A 16,588-nucleotide genomic window follows, 5' to 3' on the forward strand; every position below is an offset into this window, starting at 1 on the left:
CTCAATAGTTTCCGGTCGCTGCCATGCCTGACCGGGACTGGTGGCATGTCTGTGGCCCGCTCCAGATGCTGCCTCCTTGTTCAATAGCGCAGTTAAATTGTTTTTCACATTTGAATCACCGGGCAAACAACCTATGCCAGGCAATGGCCAGACTTTTCGCAGCATCGTGGACCTCGTCGGATGTCGTCATGCGCCCAACAGACAGTCGAACTGCACCTATGGCACGCGTGGCATCCACGCCCATCGCCGCCAGCACCCCGCTGACCGCATCATGTGTTGAATCACGAGCAAAACTGAGCCAGGCGTCACGTCCAAAACTGAGCCACTAAGTTGACGAAGAAATGGACTGTTCGGATGTGGATAAGTCTACTGCGTGATCTGTCTGGGGTGCTCCTTTGGCCGTTTTGGTTCGTGTGGCTCTGATGATCGAAGACGGTTGTGCAGTCGAGTGCCTGAAGCGCCAGCTCTGGTTGCCGGTTTCGACGATGTGGCAGTGATGGGTGAGTCGGTCGAGTAGCGCGGTGGTCATCTTGGCGTCGCCGAACACGCTGGCCCACTCCGAGAACGACAGGTTGGTGGTGACGACCACGCTGGTGCGCTCGTACAGCTTGGACAGCAGGTGGAACAGCAAGGCCCCACCGGCTTGACTGAAGGGCAAATAGCCCATCTCGTCGAGGATGACGAGATCCACGTACATGAGCCGATGTGCCAGTTGCCCGGCCTTACCTTGAGCTTTCTCGGCCTCCAGCAGATTGACCAGCTCGACGGTCGAGAAGAAGCGCACCCGCTTACCATGTGCACGGATGGCATGAACGCCCAGGCTTGTGGCAAGGTGTGTTTTGCCCGTGCCAGGGCCGCCCACGAAGACCACGTTGTGGGCTGAGTCGATGAACTTGAACTCGTGCAGCTGACGCACCAGCGCCTCGTCCACCTGCGCCTGATCAAAGGCAAAGCCAGCCAGGTCGCGGTGGTGCGGGAATCGGGCCGCCCGCATCTGGTAGGCCATGGAGCGCACTTCCCGATGTGCACCCTCGGCCTTGATGAGCTGATGCAGCAGGGCTTCGTGGTCGAGCGATTTGAGCCGGGCGATGCCCAGCAGTTCCGGCCAGGCACTGGCCATGCCGTGCAGGCTCAAGCCCTTGAGGCTTGCTGCGATGTCATTGGACATGGTCATCCTCCTGGGACTGGCGCAGGCTGTCGTAGCGCGACACGTCGGCCTGAGGCGGCTCGTGCAGCGTCAGTGAAGGCAAGGCTGCTTCAGGCAGGCTTTGCACGGCTTGGGGCTCCTTGAGCCTGGCCAGCACGTTGAGCACATGGTCTGCGCTCACGCGGCCCGATTGCAGCGCCAACTCCACGGCCACCAGCACGTCATCGAGCCCGTGCAGGGTGATGGCCATGAGCACCTGGGCCATCACCCGGTCGCCGCCAGGGTGGCGAAGCAGGTGCGCTTGCAGATGCTGCAAGGGCTCGGGCATGGTCTTGAAGGGGGCGCCGTTGCGCAAAGCGCCGGGCTTGCGTTCGAGCAAGCTGACGTAGTGCCGCCAGTCGTACAAGGTCTGGCCACGCTCGAAGCTGCGCGGCAGGCTCACCGGCTGTTCTGGCGATTCCGAGTTGGCACCGACCACCACCAGGCGATCGGGATAAGCCCGCACGCTGACACTGGTGTGGGCCCACTCGCATGGCACGCTGTAGCGATTGCGCTGGTAGTGGATCAGCGAGGTGGCTGTGACCCTGGCCATCTGCTCGACATAGCCATCAAATGGCGCAGGGTTGGGCATCAGGTGCGTCTGCTCTTGCTGCCAGACGTCGGCGATCGTCAGCTCTGGCCACTCGGGGTGAGGCAGCTCATGCCAGGCGTCCAGGCAAGCCTGGTGCAGCCACGCATTGAGGCTCTCCAGGTCGGGCCAGCGGCGTTCCGCTGCCTCCATCCAGATGCCACGACGGCGATCCTGCACGTTCTTCTCGACGATACCCTTCTCCCAGCCAGCGGCGCGGTTGCAGAACTCTGGCTCGAACAGGTAGTGACCCGTCATGGCCTCGAAGCGCGCATTGACGGTGCGGCTCTTGCCCTGACCAACCTTGTCGACGGCGGTCTTCATGTTGTCGTAGATGCCCCGGCGCGGCACGCCACCAAAAGCCGCAAAGGCTCGGGCATGGGCGTCGAACAACATCTCGTGGGCCTGGCTGAAATAGGCGGTGAGCATGAAGGCCCGACTGGCCGCCAGCTTGGTGTGCGAAGCCTCCAGGCGTTTGCGCAGGCCGCCCACGAACAGGTACTCGCAGCTCCAGTCGAACTGGAAGGCCTCGCCCATCTCGAAACTCATGGGTACGAAGGCCATTCGGGTTGGCGCGTCGGACTGTGCCTGCTGCCAGCGCTTGGCGAACTCATAGACCGGGCCTCGGCTGCCAGGGTAGCCCACGGCCTGCAGTGCCCGGAACATGGCCTTGATGCCACGGCGCTCGCGCTTGTTGCGGTGGCTGTCGGCCTTTAGCCAGGTGGCCAGCTGTTCCTTGTAGGGATCGAGAACGCTGGGAAGAGAGGCCCGCTTGGGGTAGCGGGGCTCGACCATCTCGTCGGCCTCGAGCCACTTGGCGGCTGTATTGCGGGAGATGCCCAGCCTTCGGCTGGCTTCGCGCACGCTCAGGTGGTCACGGTGGACCATGCGGCGCAATTTGCTCAATGTGCTCACGTTGATCACTCCTGCACCCCACTGCTGCAAAAAACAGCAGGGTAGGTGGATAACGTGGCTCAAAATTGGGCGTGACGGATGCCCTTTAGTGGCTCAGTTTTGCTCGTGATTCAACACCTATGCCTTCGAGGGCATCCGCGGCGACGTGGCCTACACCACTTTGGCCTATGACTACACCGGAAATTACCGGGGCGTGCTGGCCGACAACCTGACCGCGGAGCGCATGCCATGAGCGAGATCGCGTCCATTGATGCCGGCCTGGCCGATGCCCGCGCCGAGGCCACGCGGGCGTACATCGACACCGGTGCTGGCCAGGCCGCAGTGCTGCTCTACGACGCCAGCAACGTGCTCGTCGCGTCGATCCCGCTGGCCAACCCTTGCGGCTCGGTGTCGGGGGGCGTGCTCACGCTCGCCGAGAGCGGCGACGCGCTCGCGTTGGTTGACGGCACGCCCGCGGCTGCGGCGATCGCGTCGGCCAACGGGTCCGTCTGCATCTACGGGCTGACCGTGGGTGCCCCCGGCAGCGGTGCCGGCGTCGAGCTGTCCACCGCAACCCTCTTTGCCGGCGGCACCGTGCGGCTGACCGGCGGCACGCTGTCGTGACTTCCACCTACACGCCAGACCCGAATCTGCTGCTGTCCAGCCCGGCGGCGACCAATGCCGACCTGGTGTTCGGCGCGGTGGCAGAGGGCGGCGCAGCAGCCGAGGCGACGCTGCAGGCCCAACTGCCTGCGCTGCGCGTGGGCGTGCGGGTGGCTCCGCTGGAGACGGCCAGCCTCGCCTGCCGGCTGCCGGGCCTGCGTGTGTCAGCCATGGCCAGCTATGACAGCAACGTGCAGCGGCCGACGGTCGGTAGTGCGGCCACGGCCTGGCAGGTTGCGGATCAGCTGCGCGCTGCGGTCGCCGATCATCCAATGCAGCAGGCCGTCGCATTGCCGTCGCCGCTGTCCAATACCTGGTCGAACGCTCAGCGGTCTCATGCGCCGGCTGGTGTGCCTCTGCAGGCCGCGCAGCGGCAGCACCGCGCGAACGCCATGCGCTGGCAGGAGGCGCTGGGTCTGCGCGGCCGTGCCGCGACCGCCAGGTGGCAAGAGGGGGACCGTAGCAAGCGGCAACTGCGCGCCGGACGTTGGCAGGAGGCGCTGGGCCTGCGCGGCCGTGCTGCGACTGCCAGGTGGCAGGAGTGCGACCACAGCAAGCGGCAGGTGCGCGCCGGGCGCTGGCAGGAGGCGCATGGCTTGCGCGCGGTGCGGTCGAGCGGCATGGGCAAGGGCCTACCCACCTTCCTGCCGCGCCTGAGCCGGTGGCAGGAGGCCATCGCGCCGTCCGCCGGGCGATCGACCTGGGGCGTGGTCACGCCGCCGATTGACCCGTGTTACCTGCCTGATCCTGACCTGGTGTTCTGGGACACCACGCAGGGGCCGAACCTCGTTTTTATTTGCGATAGGCACTCAGACGGTCCGGCGGCCGTCGTGGTGGTGCCCACCCGGAGGATCTACATGGTACTCAATGAGGTCGCGCTTCGGCGCGTGGATGGCGACCTGGCCATCGTCTGTCCATCGCTGCAGCTCAGTGCCGACGTGGACAGCTGGACCTGGGGCTGGAGCGCCTCGGTGCCGGCGTCAGAGATGGCCAAGCTGGAGCCCGGCAGCAGCGGCGAGATGGTGCAGCTGGTGGCCACAGTGAATGGGCAGGACTTCTCCCTGGTGCTGGAGAGCATGAGCCGGGACCGCCAGTTCGGATCGTCGCGCCTAAGCATTGGCGGGCGCGGCCTCTCTGCAGTGTGGGATGCGCCCTACGCCGCCGAGCGCTCGTTTGGGGCGAGCACGATGCGGACAGCGCAGCAGCTAGCTCTGCAGGCGTTGGAGATCAACGGCGTGCCCAGCTCCTGGGGAATCACATGGGCGCCGGAGGATTGGTCTGTTCCTGCCGGGGCCTGGAGCTTCCAAGGCACCCCCATCGGGGCGATCACCCGCATCGCCGAGGCGGCGGGCGCCTACGTCCAGTCGTCGCCGGCGTCCGAGCAGCTGCTGGTGCTTCCACGCTATCCAGTTGCCCCCTGGGCGTGGGGCTCTGTAACGCCGGACTTCGAGCTTCCTGCTGCTCTGGCCACCCGAGAGGCGATTGAGTGGAGCGACAAGGCGGTTTACAACCGAGTGTTCGTGTCTGGCGAGTCGGCGGGTGGTGTGCTCGCTCAGATCACTCGGACAGGCACGGCGGGCGACCAGGTGGCCGCCATGATCACCGACGCACTGTGCACGGACGTGATCGCCGGTCGTCAACGCGGGATGCCCGTGCTGGCCGACGTGGGCCGCCAGGCGATGGTGAGTCTGCGGCTTCCTGTGCTACCCGAGACCGGGATCATCGTGCCGGGGAAGTTCGTGCGCTACGTCGACGGCGGGACCACGCGCCTGGGCCTCACCCGCAGCGTGGCTGTGGAGAGCGGGCGGCCCAGCGTCTGGCAGACGATCGGAGTGCAGACCTATGAGTAACCTGTTCAAGCTGTTTCGGTCGCTGCTGCCCTCTGACCCATTGCAGGTCGGGACGGTGACCGAGGTCGGCACAAGCGTCGTCGTCGTCGCATTTCCCGGTGGCGCCTCCATCACGGCTCGGGGAACGGGCTACAGCGTCGGCACCAAGGTGTTTGTGCGCGGTGGGATGGTGGAGGGCAGCGCTCCGTCGCTTCCCGATGTCTCGGCCGAGGTCTGAGCCCTTTCGTCATGGGCAATTCTGTTTTGCCCCGCTAAAGTCTCAGCTACCCTGATTTATCTCGCTCCGAGGTCCGCATTTATCTCGGCGCGCTTCAGGGGCGGGTGCGCTCAGGCGCTGCAGCAGGATGACGCTGCCCAGGGCCAGCCCGAAGCCCAGCCAGCCCAGGGGCCCCAGGTTCTGGCCCAGCACGGCCCAGCCCAGCACGGCGGCCGTCAGCGGACTCAGGAGACCCAGGGAGGCCACGCCCACGGCGGGCAGGCGCAGGCTGCCCCGGAACCACAGCACATAGGCCAGCAGCGCGCCGGCCAGGCACAGGTAGGCCGTGGCCAGACCCTGGCTGAGCCGGGGCGTCTGCCAGGGGCCTTCGAGCAGCAGACTGGCCGGCAGCAACATCAGCCCGCCCAGCAGCAACTGCCAGCCGGTCAGGGGCAGCGGGGCCAGGCCGATGGACCAGCGCCGCGCCAGAAAGGTGCCGCCGGCCATGGATGCCGCGCTGACGGTGGCCGCCATCACGCCCCACAGGTCCCAGCGGCTGGTCGGCGCCAGCAGCATCAGGGCCATGCCCAGCACCCCCAGGCCCGCGGCAGCCACCCGGGGCCAGCCCGGGCGCACGCCGTCCACCCACCGGCTCAGCAGCATCACGGCCAGCGGCTGCATGGCGCCGAAGATGGCGGCCAGGCCACCGGGCAGGCGGGCCGCGGCCACGAACAGAAAGCCCTGGAAGACGCCGATGTTCAGGGCGGCCAGTGCCAGCAGGCGCCAGGCGGTGCCAGGGGCCGGCAGGCGGAACTGCCACAGGAGCAGCAGCAGGCCCGCCGGCAGCACCCGCCAGCAGGCATTGGTGAAGGGGTGATCCACCGCCAGCCACTGGGTGGTGACCAGGTAGGTGCTGCCCCAGACCGCGGGGGCCAGCGCCGTGAGCAGCACGTCGCGCCAGGGCCAGGCGGTCGGCCGGTATGATGCGGACATGATTTATCTTGATGTCGAGATAAATGCCATTGTCCCGTTAATTATCTTGACGTCAAGATAGTTGGAGAGCCCCCATGCCCGAGATGCCCAAACCATCGACGCCGGATGCCGTGGATCTGATCCTGGCGCAATGGCGCGAGCAACGTCCCGATCTGGACACGCGCAGCATGGGTCCGCTGGGGCGGCTGGGGCGTTGCTACCAGCATCTGGTGCAGCGCATGGAGGCCACGTTTGCCCAGTTCGGCCTGAGCCGCTGGGAGTTCGACGTGCTGGCCACCCTGCGGCGAGCCGGCCCACCGCACTGCCTGGCGCCCACGGCGCTCTTCCAGTCGATGATGATCAGCTCGGGGACGCTGACCCACCGGCTCAAGGGCCTGGAGGCCCGTGGCTGGATCTCGCGGCAGGCCCACCCGGACGACGCGCGCAGCCTGCTGGTTCAGCTCAGCCCGGCCGGGCTGGCCCTGATCGACCGCGCGGTGGAAGCCCATGTGCAGACCCAGCGCGAGGTGCTGTCGGTGCTGCCCCAGGCGCAACTGGCCGCTCTGGATGCGGCCCTGGCCCGGCTGCTGACCTCGCTCGAAACGGCCCCGGACGCCGGCTCGGCACCTGCGGCTTGAAGGACCTGGGCGGCCATGCACCGGCACATGGCCCCCGCTGCTCTGCGCGCCATGGTCTGAGGGCGCCCCGCTGCTCAGGCGTCGGTTGCGCCGGTGGTGTCTTCGGGCAGCAGCGCCTGCGCCAGCAGGGTCAGCGCATTCAGGCTGGCCTGGATCTCCCGCGGCACGCCGGCGTGGATCTGCGCCTGCACGATGCAGCCATCCACCGCCAGGGCGAGCGCCTGCGCCAGCGCCGCCCGCTGCGGCGTGTCGGGCAGGTGCTGGGCGATGGCCGCGGTCATCGCCTGCTTGTGGTGGGTGGCCTGTTGCAGCACCGCGGCTTCGCTGCCGCCCCACTCGACCGCGGCGTTGATGAAGGCGCAACCCCGGAAGTCGGGGCGGCTCAGCCACTCGCGCAGCGTGGCCGCCAGCGCGCGGGGCAGGGGCAGGCGCCGCGCATGGCGCTGCAGGGCGGAGGTGAACCAATCCATCCACCGCCCGTGACGCAGCGTCAGCACGGCGTCGATCAGCTCGCTCTTGCTGGGGAAGTGCCGGTAGAAGGTGACCTTGGTGACCCCGGCCGCGGCGATCACGGCGTCCACGCCGGTGGCGCGGATGCCGTCCCGGTAAAACAGCCGGTGGGCCGTCTCCAGGATGCGCTCGCGCGCGGACAGGGCGGCCACGTCCTCGTGTTCAAGCATCTGCATGGTGGGGGCAATGTAGACAGGTCTGTCTATTCTGCCTAGACTGAAAATGTAGACAGACCTGTCTACATCGATTCATCCACAGGAGCCCCCCATGAGCGCACGTCCCCCCCTGCCGCCCTTCACCCGCGAGACGGCCATTCAGAAGATCCGTCTGGCCGAAGACGCCTGGAACACCCGGGATCCGGCCCGGGTGGTGCTGGCCTACAGCCCGGACACCCGCTGGCGCAACCGGGTGGAGTTCCCGGTCGGCCGGGCGCAGGCACAGGCACTGCTGGAGCGCAAGTGGGCCCGCGAACTGGACTACCGGCTCATCAAGGAGCTCTGGGCTTTCGACAGCCATCGCATCGCGGTGCGCTTCGTCTACGAATGGCACGACGACGCAGGCCAGTGGTACCGCAGCCATGGCAACGAGAACTGGGCCTTCGACGACGACGGTCTGATGGTCCGCCGCCATGCCAGCATCAACGACCAGCCCATCGCCGAGGCCGAGCGCAAGTTCCACTGGCCCCTGGGCCGCCGCCCGGACGAGCACCCCGGCCTGAGCGAGCTGGGGCTCTGAGGCCGGCCACGCCACAATCGGGCCCCTGCAGCTGAACCCGAGGGGCCCGCGCATGGAACTGCGCCACATCCGCTATTTCCTGGCCGTCGCCCAGGAGGGCAACTTCACCCGTGCGGCCGAGCGCCTGGGCATCGGGCAGCCCCCGCTGAGCCAGCAGATCCGAGATCTGGAAGACGAGGTGGGCGCGCGCCTGTTCCACCGGGTGCCGCAGGGGGCCGTGCTGACCGAGGCCGGTCAGGCCTTCCTGGACAAGGTGGCCGACCTGCCCGCCCAGGCGGCCACCGCGGTGCACCATGCCCGCCAGGCCGCACGCGGCGAAACCGGCACCCTGCGCCTGGGCTTCACCGCTTCGGCCATCCTGCTGCCGCGCGTCACCCAGGCCATCCGCGCCTTCCGCCGCGCCTATGCCCAGGTGGAACTGCAGCTGGAGGAGAACAACAGCGCCCTGCTGGCCCAGCGCCTGCGGGAGGGGCGGCTGGACCTGGCCTTTCTGCGGCCCGACGGTGCCGAGGCGCGCGACCTGACCCTGCATGCCCTGCCGGACGAGCCGATGATCGCCGCCCTGCCGGCCGGCCATGCGCTGCTGCAGGGCCGGCGCAAGACGCTGCGTCTGACCGACCTGCGTGAGGAATGGTTCATCCTGACACCCCGGCCCATCGGCGCCACCCTGCACGATGCGGTGGTCGGCGCCTGTCGGCAGGCCGGCTTCGAGCCCCGGCTCGGGCCGCACGCGCCCCAGCTGTCCTCTGCCCTGGCCCTGGTGGCGGCGGAGACCGGCGTCACCGTGGTGCCGGCGTCCATGGGCCAGTTCGCCCTGGCCGGGGTGGAATACCGGCCCCTGGCGGGGGTGCAGCCCATTGCCCGCCTGGCCCTGGCGCACCGGCGCAAGCTGGCGCTGCCACAGGTCGGAAACTTTCTGGCACTGGCGCTTGACCCGCCGCCCTGACAATGCGCCCATGAAACACGGGCGGTGGTGGTGGATTGCGATGGCCGGCTTGTGCCTGAGTCAGACGGGCTGTGGCTTCGTGGTGGTGCGATCGGCCCGCTGGGCCTATGACGCGCTGACCGCCGACCAGCGGGCGGTGGAAGCGGCCGCGGCGGAACTGGGCCGACGCATGCAGTCGCGCGAACCGGCGGTGGCGGCCCAGCTGTTCGAGGACCAAGCCACCTGGCGGCCCGGTACGCAGCCGGCGCTGGTGGGGCGCAGCGCCATCCAGGACCAGTTGGGCCGGCTGACCCGTCGTCAGGCCTTCGAGTGCGCGTTCGCGCCGGAGCACACCCGCGCCCAGGACGGGGTGGCCCACCAGAGCGGCACGCTCAAGACCGTGGGGGATCCGGCCAAGGCCGTGGGCAGCTTCGAGGCCACCTGGCAGCGCCAGGCCGATGGCAGCTGGCGACTGACCGAGCTGGTCTCGCCCTCAGCTCCGGCGTTGGCGGCCTCCTGCGGCTGAGGGCGGGCGCCTCAGTCCTGCGGCTGGGTCACCGCCGCCAGCGTGGCCTTCAGGCCGGCCTGGCACACGGGGTCGATCTGCTCCGGGCCCTTCACGCCCACCCAGCCGCCGAAGTTCAGGGCGTTGACGGACAGGTGCACGTTGCCGTCGCTCCAGTGCTCGCGGCGTCGCGGCACCACCAGCACCCCCTGGCGCGTGCCCAGCAGGTTGTAGGGCGGCAACTCGCCCAGGTGGGGCGCCAGGCCGCAGTGGGCAAAACCGGCCTGCACCGCGTCTTGCAGCTGCCGGGCCCAGGCCGTGGGTGGCAGCTGCGCATCCAGCGGCAGATAGGCGTGCAGGAAGTCGAAGAAGGGCAGCGTGTGCACCGTGAGCGGCGCAGTGCCCGTGGGAAAGCGGGGCAGCAGGGGCAGGCGATGCCGGGGCAGCATATGCAGGTGCCGGTGGGGCTGGCTGGCACCGGCCTCCTTGCCGCCGTTGAACATGAAGGCGGCACCGTCGATCCCGCACATCGGCTCGGCCAGCGCGGCGAAGTCGGCCAGCTCCAGTTCACCGGTCTGTGGCATGAAGCGCCGGGTCACCACCATCACGTGGTCCGGGAAGATGGGGAACTTGTTGAGCAGCAGCACATGGCTGTCCGACAGATCGGCCACGAACATGGCCGGCTCGTAGGGCAGGAAGGGGTTGGCGCCGCTTCTCTGCTGCAGGATCTTGGCCAGGTCCTTCAGGCTCAGGGAGGACAGGTGCGAGACCACGAACTCGAGGCCGTCCTGTTGCACGGCGTGGTCCACGCTCTGCAGGGCCACCATGGCGCCCTGGGCGATGGCGTTCTGCTGCGCTGCGGCGATCGGTTCGGTCCAGGGGCGGGTCATGCGTGTCTCCAGCGTGGAAAAAGGGGTGGGCGCGATCGCCCACCCCCGCATGATGCCGTGTTCCGGCGGACCGGCCGGCCGCCAGCCCCGACGCGCTCAGGGGCCGGTCTCGAGGTCGCTGGTCACGATGGCGTCGAACTCGGCCTGCGTGATGTACTGCGGCGTGTAGCTGGCGCCCAGCTTGGTCAGCACCTTGTAGAAGGCGCGCAGGTGGTTGCGCGAGCCCCGCAGCAGGTGGTCTTACACCATCAGGATGTCGGCGTTGTCCACCACCGCTTCCTGGGCCGTGATGTCACGGATGTCCATCTCCTCGATCTGCGCGCCGACTTGCAATGCCGCGATCACGCTCTGCGCGCTGGTGGCGGTCAAGCTGTCGTACAGATCCTGCACCGACTGCGTCGCGAACTGCCCGGTGGACAGGCCGGCCAGCGGGTCGGGCAGGCTGTAGCGGTTCAGCAGCGTCAGCACGGCTGCCGAATGGGTGGCCTCGCTGTCGGCGATGTTCGCGAAGATGGCCTGCTGCGTCCAGAGCAGGGCGCTGGCGGCGTAGACATCGTGGGCCAGTTGCTCTTCCTCCCGCATCGCCGCGAGGCTGGCGGCCTCGGCATCCGACAGCGAGGACGGGGGCATGGTGGCCAGCTCGGCGCTCAGCGCCGTCAGGTCGATCGAGGACGCTCCATCGCTGGAGACCGTCATGATCGGGTCGACCGGGGTGCTGTCACTGCCGCCGCAGGCGGTCAGTCCCAGCGTCAGGCTGGCCAGGCCGAGTGCGGCCAGGCCCAGGGTGACCCGGCGTCGCGGGGAAGCCTTGGGCAAGGACAGGTGTTTCACGAACATGGTGGTCTCCTCGGCTCAGGCAGGGGCGAGCCACCCCCCCCCCCCCCAGCCTCCAGGGCCGGGTGTGTCATGGCATATCGAGAGGCCCGAAGGCCTTCAGCGGGTCAGGGCTTCAGATTGGCGCAGGGATCACGCCGGGGCTGCGCCAGCGGCCGCCCGCCTTGCTGCTTCATCCGTTCGGCCATCTGGGCGTGGTGCTCTGCCACATAGGCCTGGCAGTCGGCCTTGTGGGTGAAGGACTGCATCTTCGCCCGATGCTCGGTGCGTTCTGCTTCCGTCATCATCGACCAGCCCGGGGTGTACTTCGGCCCGTACATGCCGCCACGCCGGGCCCCGGGGCCCATTCCAGCCCCTTTTCCGGGCCCCATGCCCATGCCGGGCCCCGGGGCAGATGCGCCCGGCGCCGAAGCCATCGGCCCGGGCTGGGCGCTGGTGGCGAAGGAAACACCCAACCCCACCAGGGCGAGTGCGGCAACAACCATCTTGTGCGACGTCATCTTCCATCCTCCGTGCGTTGAAAACCCGAACTTCGTGAAGCCAAGATACGTCGATCGGGGCGGGGGGGCATGTTCTAAATCAATTTGGCCCCGGATCCGACGCGACCCGTGACCGTGTCGGCGGGCGGCGGGATACTGCGGCCCTGCCTGTTCCGGAACGCACGCCATGAGCTTTCCCACCGCCGACGACCCGCGCCGCATCGCCCTGCTGGAGGCCATCGAAGCCCGCGAGGACGAACTGGTGGACCTGGCCCGCGCCCTGGTGCGCATTCCCACCGTCAACCCGCCTGGGGAGGACTACCGGGCCTGCGCCGAGCTGATCGGCGACCGTTTGGCGCGGCGAGGCTTTGAGGTCACGTATGTGCGCGGCGAGGGTACGCCCGGCGACACCGACCGCCACCCGCGCTGGAACGTCATCGCCCGCAAGACCTTCGGCGCCGGCCCCTGCGTGCATTTCAACGGCCACATCGACGTGGTGCTGCCCGGCGAGGGCTGGACGGTGGACCCCTTCGCCGGCGTGGTGAAGGACGGCCGGCTCTACGGCCGCGGCAGCAGCGACATGAAGGGCGGCATTGCCGCGGCCATCATCGCAGCCGAGGCCCTGATCGACAGCGGCCTGGGCCTGCCCGGGGCGATCGAGATCAGCGGCACGGTGGACGAGGAGTCCGGCGGCTACGGCGGCGTGGCCTACCTGGCCGAGCGCGGCTGGTTCAGCAAGCCGCGGGTGGACCACGTCATCATCCCCGAGCCGCTGGAGGTGGACCAGGTCTGCATCGGCCACCGGGGCGTCTGGTGGGCCGAGATCGAGACCCGCGGTCGCATCGCCCACGGCTCCATGCCCTTCCTGGGCGATTGCGCGGTGCGCCACATGGGCGCGGTGCTGGAGCGCTTCGAGCGCGACCTCATCCCCGCCCTGGCGGCGCGCCACACCACCATGCCGGTGGTGCCCGAGATGGCGCGCCAGTCCACCGTCAACTTCAACTCCCTGCACGGCGGCCAGGCCGAGCCCGAGGGCGACCAACTGCCCGCACCCTGCGTGCCCGACAGCTGCCGCCTGGTGATCGACCGCCGCTTCCTGGCCGAGGAGAGCCTGGAGAGCGTGCGCGGCGAGGTGGTGGGCCTGCTCGACGGCCTGAAGGCCGAGCGGCCGAACTTCGACTACGGGCTGCGGGAGCTCTTCTCGGTGGCCCCGGTGCTGACCGAGCGCGAGCGCCCGGTGGCGCGCGACACCGCCCGCGCGGTGCAGGAGGTGCTGGGCCGGGAGGCGCGCTTCGTCTGCTCGCCCGGCACCTACGACCAGAAGCACATCGACCGCATCGGCCGCCTGCGCGACTGCATCGCCTATGGCCCCGGCCTGCTGGCCCTGGCCCACCAGCCCGACGAGTACGTGGGCATCCGCGACATGGTGCTGTCGGCGCAGGTGATGGCGCTGGCGGCCTGGGGGTTGCTCACGGGGGATTGAGCGGCCCCCGCCGGGGTATGCCGCTCAAGCCACGTACATGATGCTGCGGCGCAGCTTGCCGCGCTGGCGCTCGATGCGACGCCAGCTGCTCTCGTCGTTCATGGTGATCCAGCGCCGTTCCTCGCTGCGGTAGAACCAGTCCTTGTCGTGCTGGTAGAAGACCTGCACGTCCTGGCCTTCCAGGATGTTCAGGATCTCGTTGCCATGGGCGCGGATCTCGTCGAAGTCGGTGGTGGCCTTCTGGCCCATCTCGCTGTAGAGCCGGTTGAGTTCCAGCAGCAGGGTGTTGACCTCGCGGGCCAGCGGCGCGGCCTTCAGTCCGATCTTCACCGCCTCGTTCAGCAGGATGGGGTAGCTGTGGGAGGGGTACTTGGAGTTGAGCGTGGCCGCGATCTCGTGGGCCCGGGCCTCGTCGGTGATGTGGTAGGCCAGCAGTTCGCGGCAGAGCATGACCGACAGCGACTCGGCCCGGTCCACCGCGCCGATGACCAGCGGATGCACATGGGCGAACAGGCTCTTGTAGGGGTTCTCGGTGGAGTCGTGCTGTTCCGAGCGCCAGCGCCGCACCACCCGGTTGAGCTCGTCGAGGCTGACGCTGACGCGGTCGTTGTCGCGGTCCAGCGGCGAAAGCGCATGGTTGAGCGAGGTGTCCACCGCGGTCAGGAAAGCCGTGGGGCCCATGCGGATCTCGTCGGCGCCCAGCGTGATCATGGTGGCGGCCGAGGCGCATTCCAGCGGCACCAGGGCCACCAGACGGCGGCAGTGCTGGCGCAGCAGGTTCACGAAGCGCAGCGACACCTGGCCACTGCCTCCGTCGGACTTGATGAACAGGTAGATGGTGTCGTGCGTGCCGGTGCGCTCCAGCACCTCGTTGAGGGCCACCACGTCGTTGGCACACACCGAGCCGCGCGGGTTGTTCCAGTAGGTGATGACCGGGCCGCCCAGCAGGGCGCCGAGCTGGGCGATCACGGCCTGGGTCTTGGCAAACAGCACCGGGGGCTGCTTGACCCTGCGGGCGGGGGGCGTGGGGGTGACGGGGTCCATGGGCAAAGGGTGTCAGAGAAAAGGTCGGGTGTTGGCCGGAGCGGGGTAGTGCGAGAGCTCGGTCCGGATCGTTTCGTAAAGATCGGGCAGCCAAGGTGGTTGGCCAGGCTGCATGACCGGCGGAGCGGCGCTGCGAAGATCGGTCGGGCCGACGACGATGTGGACCTTGTCTCCGGGCAGTTGCGCCGCCAGATAGAACAGCCGCTCGGCGGCGCGGTTCCCCACGGCCAGGCAACCGACCGAGGACGACGCGCCGTGGATCATGATGTCGCCACCGAGCTGGGTACGGCCGTCCTGCCGGGCATGCTCCCGATCGAAGCGGTTGGGGTAGTCGAGCCGGATGGACACATCGAAGCGTCCGTTCGGGTTGAGGAAGGCGACTTGGTAGACGCCCTCGGGCACCTGGCGGTCGCCTTCACGCAGCTTGGGGCCGGGCTGGCCGCTCAGGCCCAGCACAGGCAGCGTGGCCACGTAGCGCCAGGGGCCGGCTGCCTCGGAGCGCGCATACACCTCCAGGGTTCGCGTGCGCTTGAAGGCCAACAGACTGAGCTCCGCTGGGGGGAAGGCCACATCGGCCGCAGCAAAGACCTGCCGCAGCCCAGGCTCCACGTCCGGTGCGAGTTGGCCAAGGCGCTCTTCCAGCCGATAGCCCCCTCTCAGCTTGCTCTGCCAGTAGCCGAACCAGGCCTGACCGTGGTCCGTGCAGAGGACGACGAGGGCACAAAGGGCCATCAGGCTCAGGCTGGCTGTCGCCCATCGCGCCGCCTTCATCTTCCGGAAGCGACGTTGACTGAGCGGTCCCAGATCGATGTCGATGACATGCCTGGCCTGGAACCACAGCGGCATGCCCGATTGGATGGCATCCGTGCAACAAGGGTCGTTGTCGAGGGTTCCGAGGTACCAGTCGCCATGCCGCTCCTGGATTTCCACCCACATGCGCTCGCCCTGATCTTCTGTCTCGCCCGTTTGGGTCTGCACGCGGATGTAGAAGCGGATCTTGACGAGATCGCCCGGGCCGAGCGCCGTGCGGGCGGCCCGTGGCGGAATCCAGTAGCTCTCTGGATGGGCCGCATGAGCTTGCTCCCCATCGTCGATCGTCCAGCCATCCGTCTCCAGCGCGGCGAGGCGGGCAGAGGTCAAGGTCGGTCTCATCGCGGCCTGAGCAGCAGTGGCATCACGTGTCGGCCCTCGGCGCTCATTGCGCCTCAGAAAAGGTGCTCGATGCCCTGCGGCATCGTCACCCAGCCGTGCATCCGTTCCTCGTACACCGAGATGCCGGGACCGGGGAAGGCCGGGTCCGCGAAGGCGCCGACCGGGATGCCGATGAATTCGTCCTGTCCCACGAGGCTGTAGAACACCGTGGCGCCGCAGTCCGGGCAGAAGGTGAAGCGGCACTGTCCGCCTGCATCGCCCGTGCGGGTGTAGTCGCGCCCCGTGCCGGCCGTGGTGACCGCTTCCCTCGGGAAGCGGGCCTGCACGCCGAACACGCTGCCGGTGCGCCGCTGGCAGGCCAGGCAGTGGCAGACGGACACGCGGATCGGGTCGCCTTCGACGGTGGCGGTCAGTTGACCGCAGCTGCAGCTGGCCAAACGTGTCGTCATGGGCATGGGCTCCTGGCGGGCGCTGTCGTCACTTCTTCGAAAAGACGGCTTCGAACCTGGCACGGTCCAGGTACTTGGTGTAGTTCGAGAACGAGACCTTCACTCCGGCGTCGGCCATCAGTTCCTGCATGGCCAGTTGCCCCAGCATGCCGAAGGCGGCCTCCAGGGCCGCGTTGCCTTCGGCGCTCATGGCGGCCTGGGCCTGCCTGCTGCAGCTCTCGGTCAGGAGCCGGGTGGCCAGACGGGCAACGTCCTTGTCCGAGGTTTCCTGATCCGCCGGGGTGATGGTGGTCAGGCCCTTCAGCTCGGGGTGGCTCGACATGGCCACGAAGATCCAGCGGGCGAGCTCCTTGCGGTCCTTGCCGGTGGAACTGTCCGCCATGCAGGAGGAGAGGGCATCGGCCGTGGGGCCGGCCATGGCCGCGGAGGGGCAGAGGATGGCGGCACACAGGGCGATGGGAAGGAACAGCGCTTTGATCATGACGTGAGGATTCTGCGGGGTGGGGGTGGTGCCGGGCGGGGCCACGCTACCACCAAGCGGTTCGTGGCAGAACGCCGGTGGCCCCTTTGGATTGGGGACATGAGGATCTTCCT

At 68.3% G+C, this 16,588-nt stretch carries 18 protein-coding genes and 1 pseudogene; 8 read left to right on the plus strand and 11 right to left on the minus strand.

Annotation, left to right across the window (positions count from 1 at the left end):
* Positions 1-325 precede the first annotated feature (325 nt).
* Together istB and istA are read right to left on the minus strand one after the other, a co-directional pair.
* Positions 326-1,168 carry an IS21-like element ISAav1 family helper ATPase IstB gene (gene istB, locus LRM40_RS18990; protein ID WP_016495557.1) on the minus strand — a complete coding sequence of 281 codons (843 nt, stop codon included), beginning with the start codon at positions 1,166-1,168 and terminating at the stop codon, positions 326-328.
* Positions 1,158-2,690, minus strand: coding sequence for an IS21-like element ISAav1 family transposase (gene istA, locus LRM40_RS18995; protein WP_016495558.1), 1,533 nt, complete (start codon positions 2,688-2,690; stop codon positions 1,158-1,160). Before istA ends, istB begins: the two co-directional genes overlap by 11 nt.
* 228 nt (positions 2,691-2,918) lie before the next feature.
* On the opposite strand from istA, the gene LRM40_RS19000 reads away from it, so the two are divergent.
* Genes LRM40_RS19000 through LRM40_RS19010 form a run of 3 tightly spaced genes read left to right on the plus strand, consistent with a single transcriptional unit; the run spans position 2,919 to position 5,399 of the window.
* A complete protein-coding gene (locus tag LRM40_RS19000; RefSeq protein WP_151125678.1) occupies positions 2,919-3,293 on the plus strand; it encodes a hypothetical protein in 375 nt (124 codons plus the stop codon).
* Positions 3,290-5,182, plus strand: coding sequence for a hypothetical protein (locus tag LRM40_RS19005; protein ID WP_151125679.1), 1,893 nt, complete (start codon positions 3,290-3,292; stop codon positions 5,180-5,182). The genes LRM40_RS19000 and LRM40_RS19005 overlap by 4 nt, the downstream gene beginning before the upstream one ends.
* Positions 5,175-5,399 (plus strand): hypothetical protein, encoded by a 225-nt coding sequence (locus LRM40_RS19010; protein WP_151125680.1) that lies wholly within the window; start codon positions 5,175-5,177, stop codon positions 5,397-5,399. The genes LRM40_RS19005 and LRM40_RS19010 overlap by 8 nt, the downstream gene beginning before the upstream one ends.
* A gap of 42 nt (positions 5,400-5,441) precedes the next feature.
* On the opposite strand, the gene LRM40_RS19015 is transcribed toward LRM40_RS19010, so the two are convergent.
* A complete protein-coding gene (locus LRM40_RS19015) occupies positions 5,442-6,371 on the minus strand; it encodes an EamA family transporter (protein WP_151125681.1) in 930 nt (309 codons plus the stop codon).
* A 74-nt stretch (positions 6,372-6,445) separates the two neighbouring features.
* Here LRM40_RS19015 and LRM40_RS19020 point away from each other — a divergent pair, with 74 nt between their 5' ends.
* Positions 6,446-6,988, plus strand: a complete 543-nt coding sequence (locus LRM40_RS19020; RefSeq protein WP_151125682.1) for a MarR family winged helix-turn-helix transcriptional regulator — start codon at positions 6,446-6,448, stop codon at positions 6,986-6,988.
* Positions 6,989-7,062: 74 nt separating this feature from the next.
* On the opposite strand, the gene LRM40_RS19025 is transcribed toward LRM40_RS19020, so the two are convergent.
* Positions 7,063-7,674: a TetR/AcrR family transcriptional regulator gene (locus LRM40_RS19025; protein ID WP_151125683.1), complete on the minus strand. Its 612-nt coding sequence runs from the start codon at positions 7,672-7,674 to the stop codon at positions 7,063-7,065.
* Between the two features lie 91 nt (positions 7,675-7,765).
* Here LRM40_RS19025 and LRM40_RS19030 point away from each other — a divergent pair, with 91 nt between their 5' ends.
* The 3 genes from LRM40_RS19030 to LRM40_RS19040 are packed head-to-tail and all read left to right on the plus strand — an operon-like array spanning position 7,766 to position 9,684.
* Complete coding sequence (locus LRM40_RS19030) at positions 7,766-8,233, plus strand: nuclear transport factor 2 family protein (RefSeq protein ID WP_151125684.1); 468 nt, start codon at positions 7,766-7,768, stop codon at positions 8,231-8,233.
* Between the two features lie 52 nt (positions 8,234-8,285).
* Positions 8,286-9,179 carry a LysR family transcriptional regulator gene (locus LRM40_RS19035; RefSeq protein WP_151125685.1) on the plus strand — a complete coding sequence of 298 codons (894 nt, stop codon included), beginning with the start codon at positions 8,286-8,288 and terminating at the stop codon, positions 9,177-9,179.
* Between the two features lie 10 nt (positions 9,180-9,189).
* On the plus strand, positions 9,190-9,684 hold the full coding sequence (locus LRM40_RS19040) for a Cif family virulence factor (RefSeq protein ID WP_151125686.1): 495 nt from the start codon (positions 9,190-9,192) through the stop codon (positions 9,682-9,684).
* A gap of 11 nt (positions 9,685-9,695) precedes the next feature.
* Here LRM40_RS19040 and LRM40_RS19045 read toward each other — a convergent pair whose 3' ends face one another.
* From LRM40_RS19045 to LRM40_RS19055, 3 genes and pseudogenes are all read right to left on the minus strand, one after another.
* Positions 9,696-10,553, minus strand: coding sequence for a DUF4922 domain-containing protein (locus LRM40_RS19045; protein ID WP_170288971.1), 858 nt, complete (start codon positions 10,551-10,553; stop codon positions 9,696-9,698).
* Positions 10,554-10,649: 96 nt separating this feature from the next.
* A pseudogene (locus LRM40_RS19050) lies at positions 10,650-11,390 on the minus strand (DUF2202 domain-containing protein).
* Positions 11,391-11,494: 104 nt separating this feature from the next.
* On the minus strand, positions 11,495-11,887 hold the full coding sequence (locus LRM40_RS19055) for a hypothetical protein (protein WP_151125690.1): 393 nt from the start codon (positions 11,885-11,887) through the stop codon (positions 11,495-11,497).
* A 166-nt stretch (positions 11,888-12,053) separates the two neighbouring features.
* Here LRM40_RS19055 and LRM40_RS19060 point away from each other — a divergent pair, with 166 nt between their 5' ends.
* Positions 12,054-13,349: an acetylornithine deacetylase/succinyl-diaminopimelate desuccinylase family protein gene (locus tag LRM40_RS19060; protein ID WP_151125691.1), complete on the plus strand. Its 1,296-nt coding sequence runs from the start codon at positions 12,054-12,056 to the stop codon at positions 13,347-13,349.
* Positions 13,350-13,373: 24 nt separating this feature from the next.
* On the opposite strand, the gene LRM40_RS19065 is transcribed toward LRM40_RS19060, so the two are convergent.
* The 4 genes from LRM40_RS19065 to LRM40_RS19080 form a co-directional block, all read right to left on the minus strand.
* Entirely contained in the window at positions 13,374-14,393 is a 1,020-nt protein-coding gene (locus LRM40_RS19065; RefSeq protein WP_151125692.1) for an SDH family Clp fold serine proteinase, read from the minus strand.
* 12 nt (positions 14,394-14,405) lie between these two features.
* Positions 14,406-15,533, minus strand: coding sequence for a L,D-transpeptidase family protein (locus LRM40_RS19070; protein WP_231067907.1), 1,128 nt, complete (start codon positions 15,531-15,533; stop codon positions 14,406-14,408).
* 65 nt (positions 15,534-15,598) lie between these two features.
* Positions 15,599-15,994 carry a GFA family protein gene (locus LRM40_RS19075; protein ID WP_151125694.1) on the minus strand — a complete coding sequence of 132 codons (396 nt, stop codon included), beginning with the start codon at positions 15,992-15,994 and terminating at the stop codon, positions 15,599-15,601.
* 28 nt (positions 15,995-16,022) lie between these two features.
* Positions 16,023-16,475: a hypothetical protein gene (locus LRM40_RS19080; protein WP_151125695.1), complete on the minus strand. Its 453-nt coding sequence runs from the start codon at positions 16,473-16,475 to the stop codon at positions 16,023-16,025.
* Between the last annotated feature and the right edge of the window lie 113 nt (positions 16,476-16,588).

It is taken from the genome of Ideonella dechloratans (genome assembly GCF_021049305.1).
GTDB lineage: Bacteria > Pseudomonadota > Gammaproteobacteria > Burkholderiales > Burkholderiaceae_C > Ideonella > Ideonella dechloratans.

Coding starts and splice junctions, on each gene's coding strand:
- LRM40_RS19010 (WP_151125680.1), top strand. CDS start 5,175: ATGAGTAACCTGTTCAAGCTGTTTCGGTCGCTGCTGCCCTCTGACCCA.
- istB (WP_016495557.1), bottom strand. CDS start 1,168: ATGTCCAATGACATCGCAGCAAGCCTCAAGGGCTTGAGCCTGCACGGC.
- LRM40_RS19015 (WP_151125681.1), bottom strand. CDS start 6,371: ATGTCCGCATCATACCGGCCGACCGCCTGGCCCTGGCGCGACGTGCTG.
- LRM40_RS19025 (WP_151125683.1), bottom strand. CDS start 7,674: ATGCAGATGCTTGAACACGAGGACGTGGCCGCCCTGTCCGCGCGCGAG.
- LRM40_RS19060 (WP_151125691.1), top strand. CDS start 12,054: ATGAGCTTTCCCACCGCCGACGACCCGCGCCGCATCGCCCTGCTGGAG.
- LRM40_RS19055 (WP_151125690.1), bottom strand. CDS start 11,887: ATGACGTCGCACAAGATGGTTGTTGCCGCACTCGCCCTGGTGGGGTTG.
- LRM40_RS19000 (WP_151125678.1), top strand. CDS start 2,919: ATGAGCGAGATCGCGTCCATTGATGCCGGCCTGGCCGATGCCCGCGCC.
- LRM40_RS19040 (WP_151125686.1), top strand. CDS start 9,190: ATGAAACACGGGCGGTGGTGGTGGATTGCGATGGCCGGCTTGTGCCTG.
- LRM40_RS19020 (WP_151125682.1), top strand. CDS start 6,446: ATGCCCGAGATGCCCAAACCATCGACGCCGGATGCCGTGGATCTGATC.
- LRM40_RS19065 (WP_151125692.1), bottom strand. CDS start 14,393: ATGGACCCCGTCACCCCCACGCCCCCCGCCCGCAGGGTCAAGCAGCCC.
- LRM40_RS19045 (WP_170288971.1), bottom strand. CDS start 10,553: ATGACCCGCCCCTGGACCGAACCGATCGCCGCAGCGCAGCAGAACGCC.
- LRM40_RS19080 (WP_151125695.1), bottom strand. CDS start 16,475: ATGATCAAAGCGCTGTTCCTTCCCATCGCCCTGTGTGCCGCCATCCTC.
- LRM40_RS19030 (WP_151125684.1), top strand. CDS start 7,766: ATGAGCGCACGTCCCCCCCTGCCGCCCTTCACCCGCGAGACGGCCATT.
- LRM40_RS19035 (WP_151125685.1), top strand. CDS start 8,286: ATGGAACTGCGCCACATCCGCTATTTCCTGGCCGTCGCCCAGGAGGGC.
- LRM40_RS19075 (WP_151125694.1), bottom strand. CDS start 15,994: ATGACGACACGTTTGGCCAGCTGCAGCTGCGGTCAACTGACCGCCACC.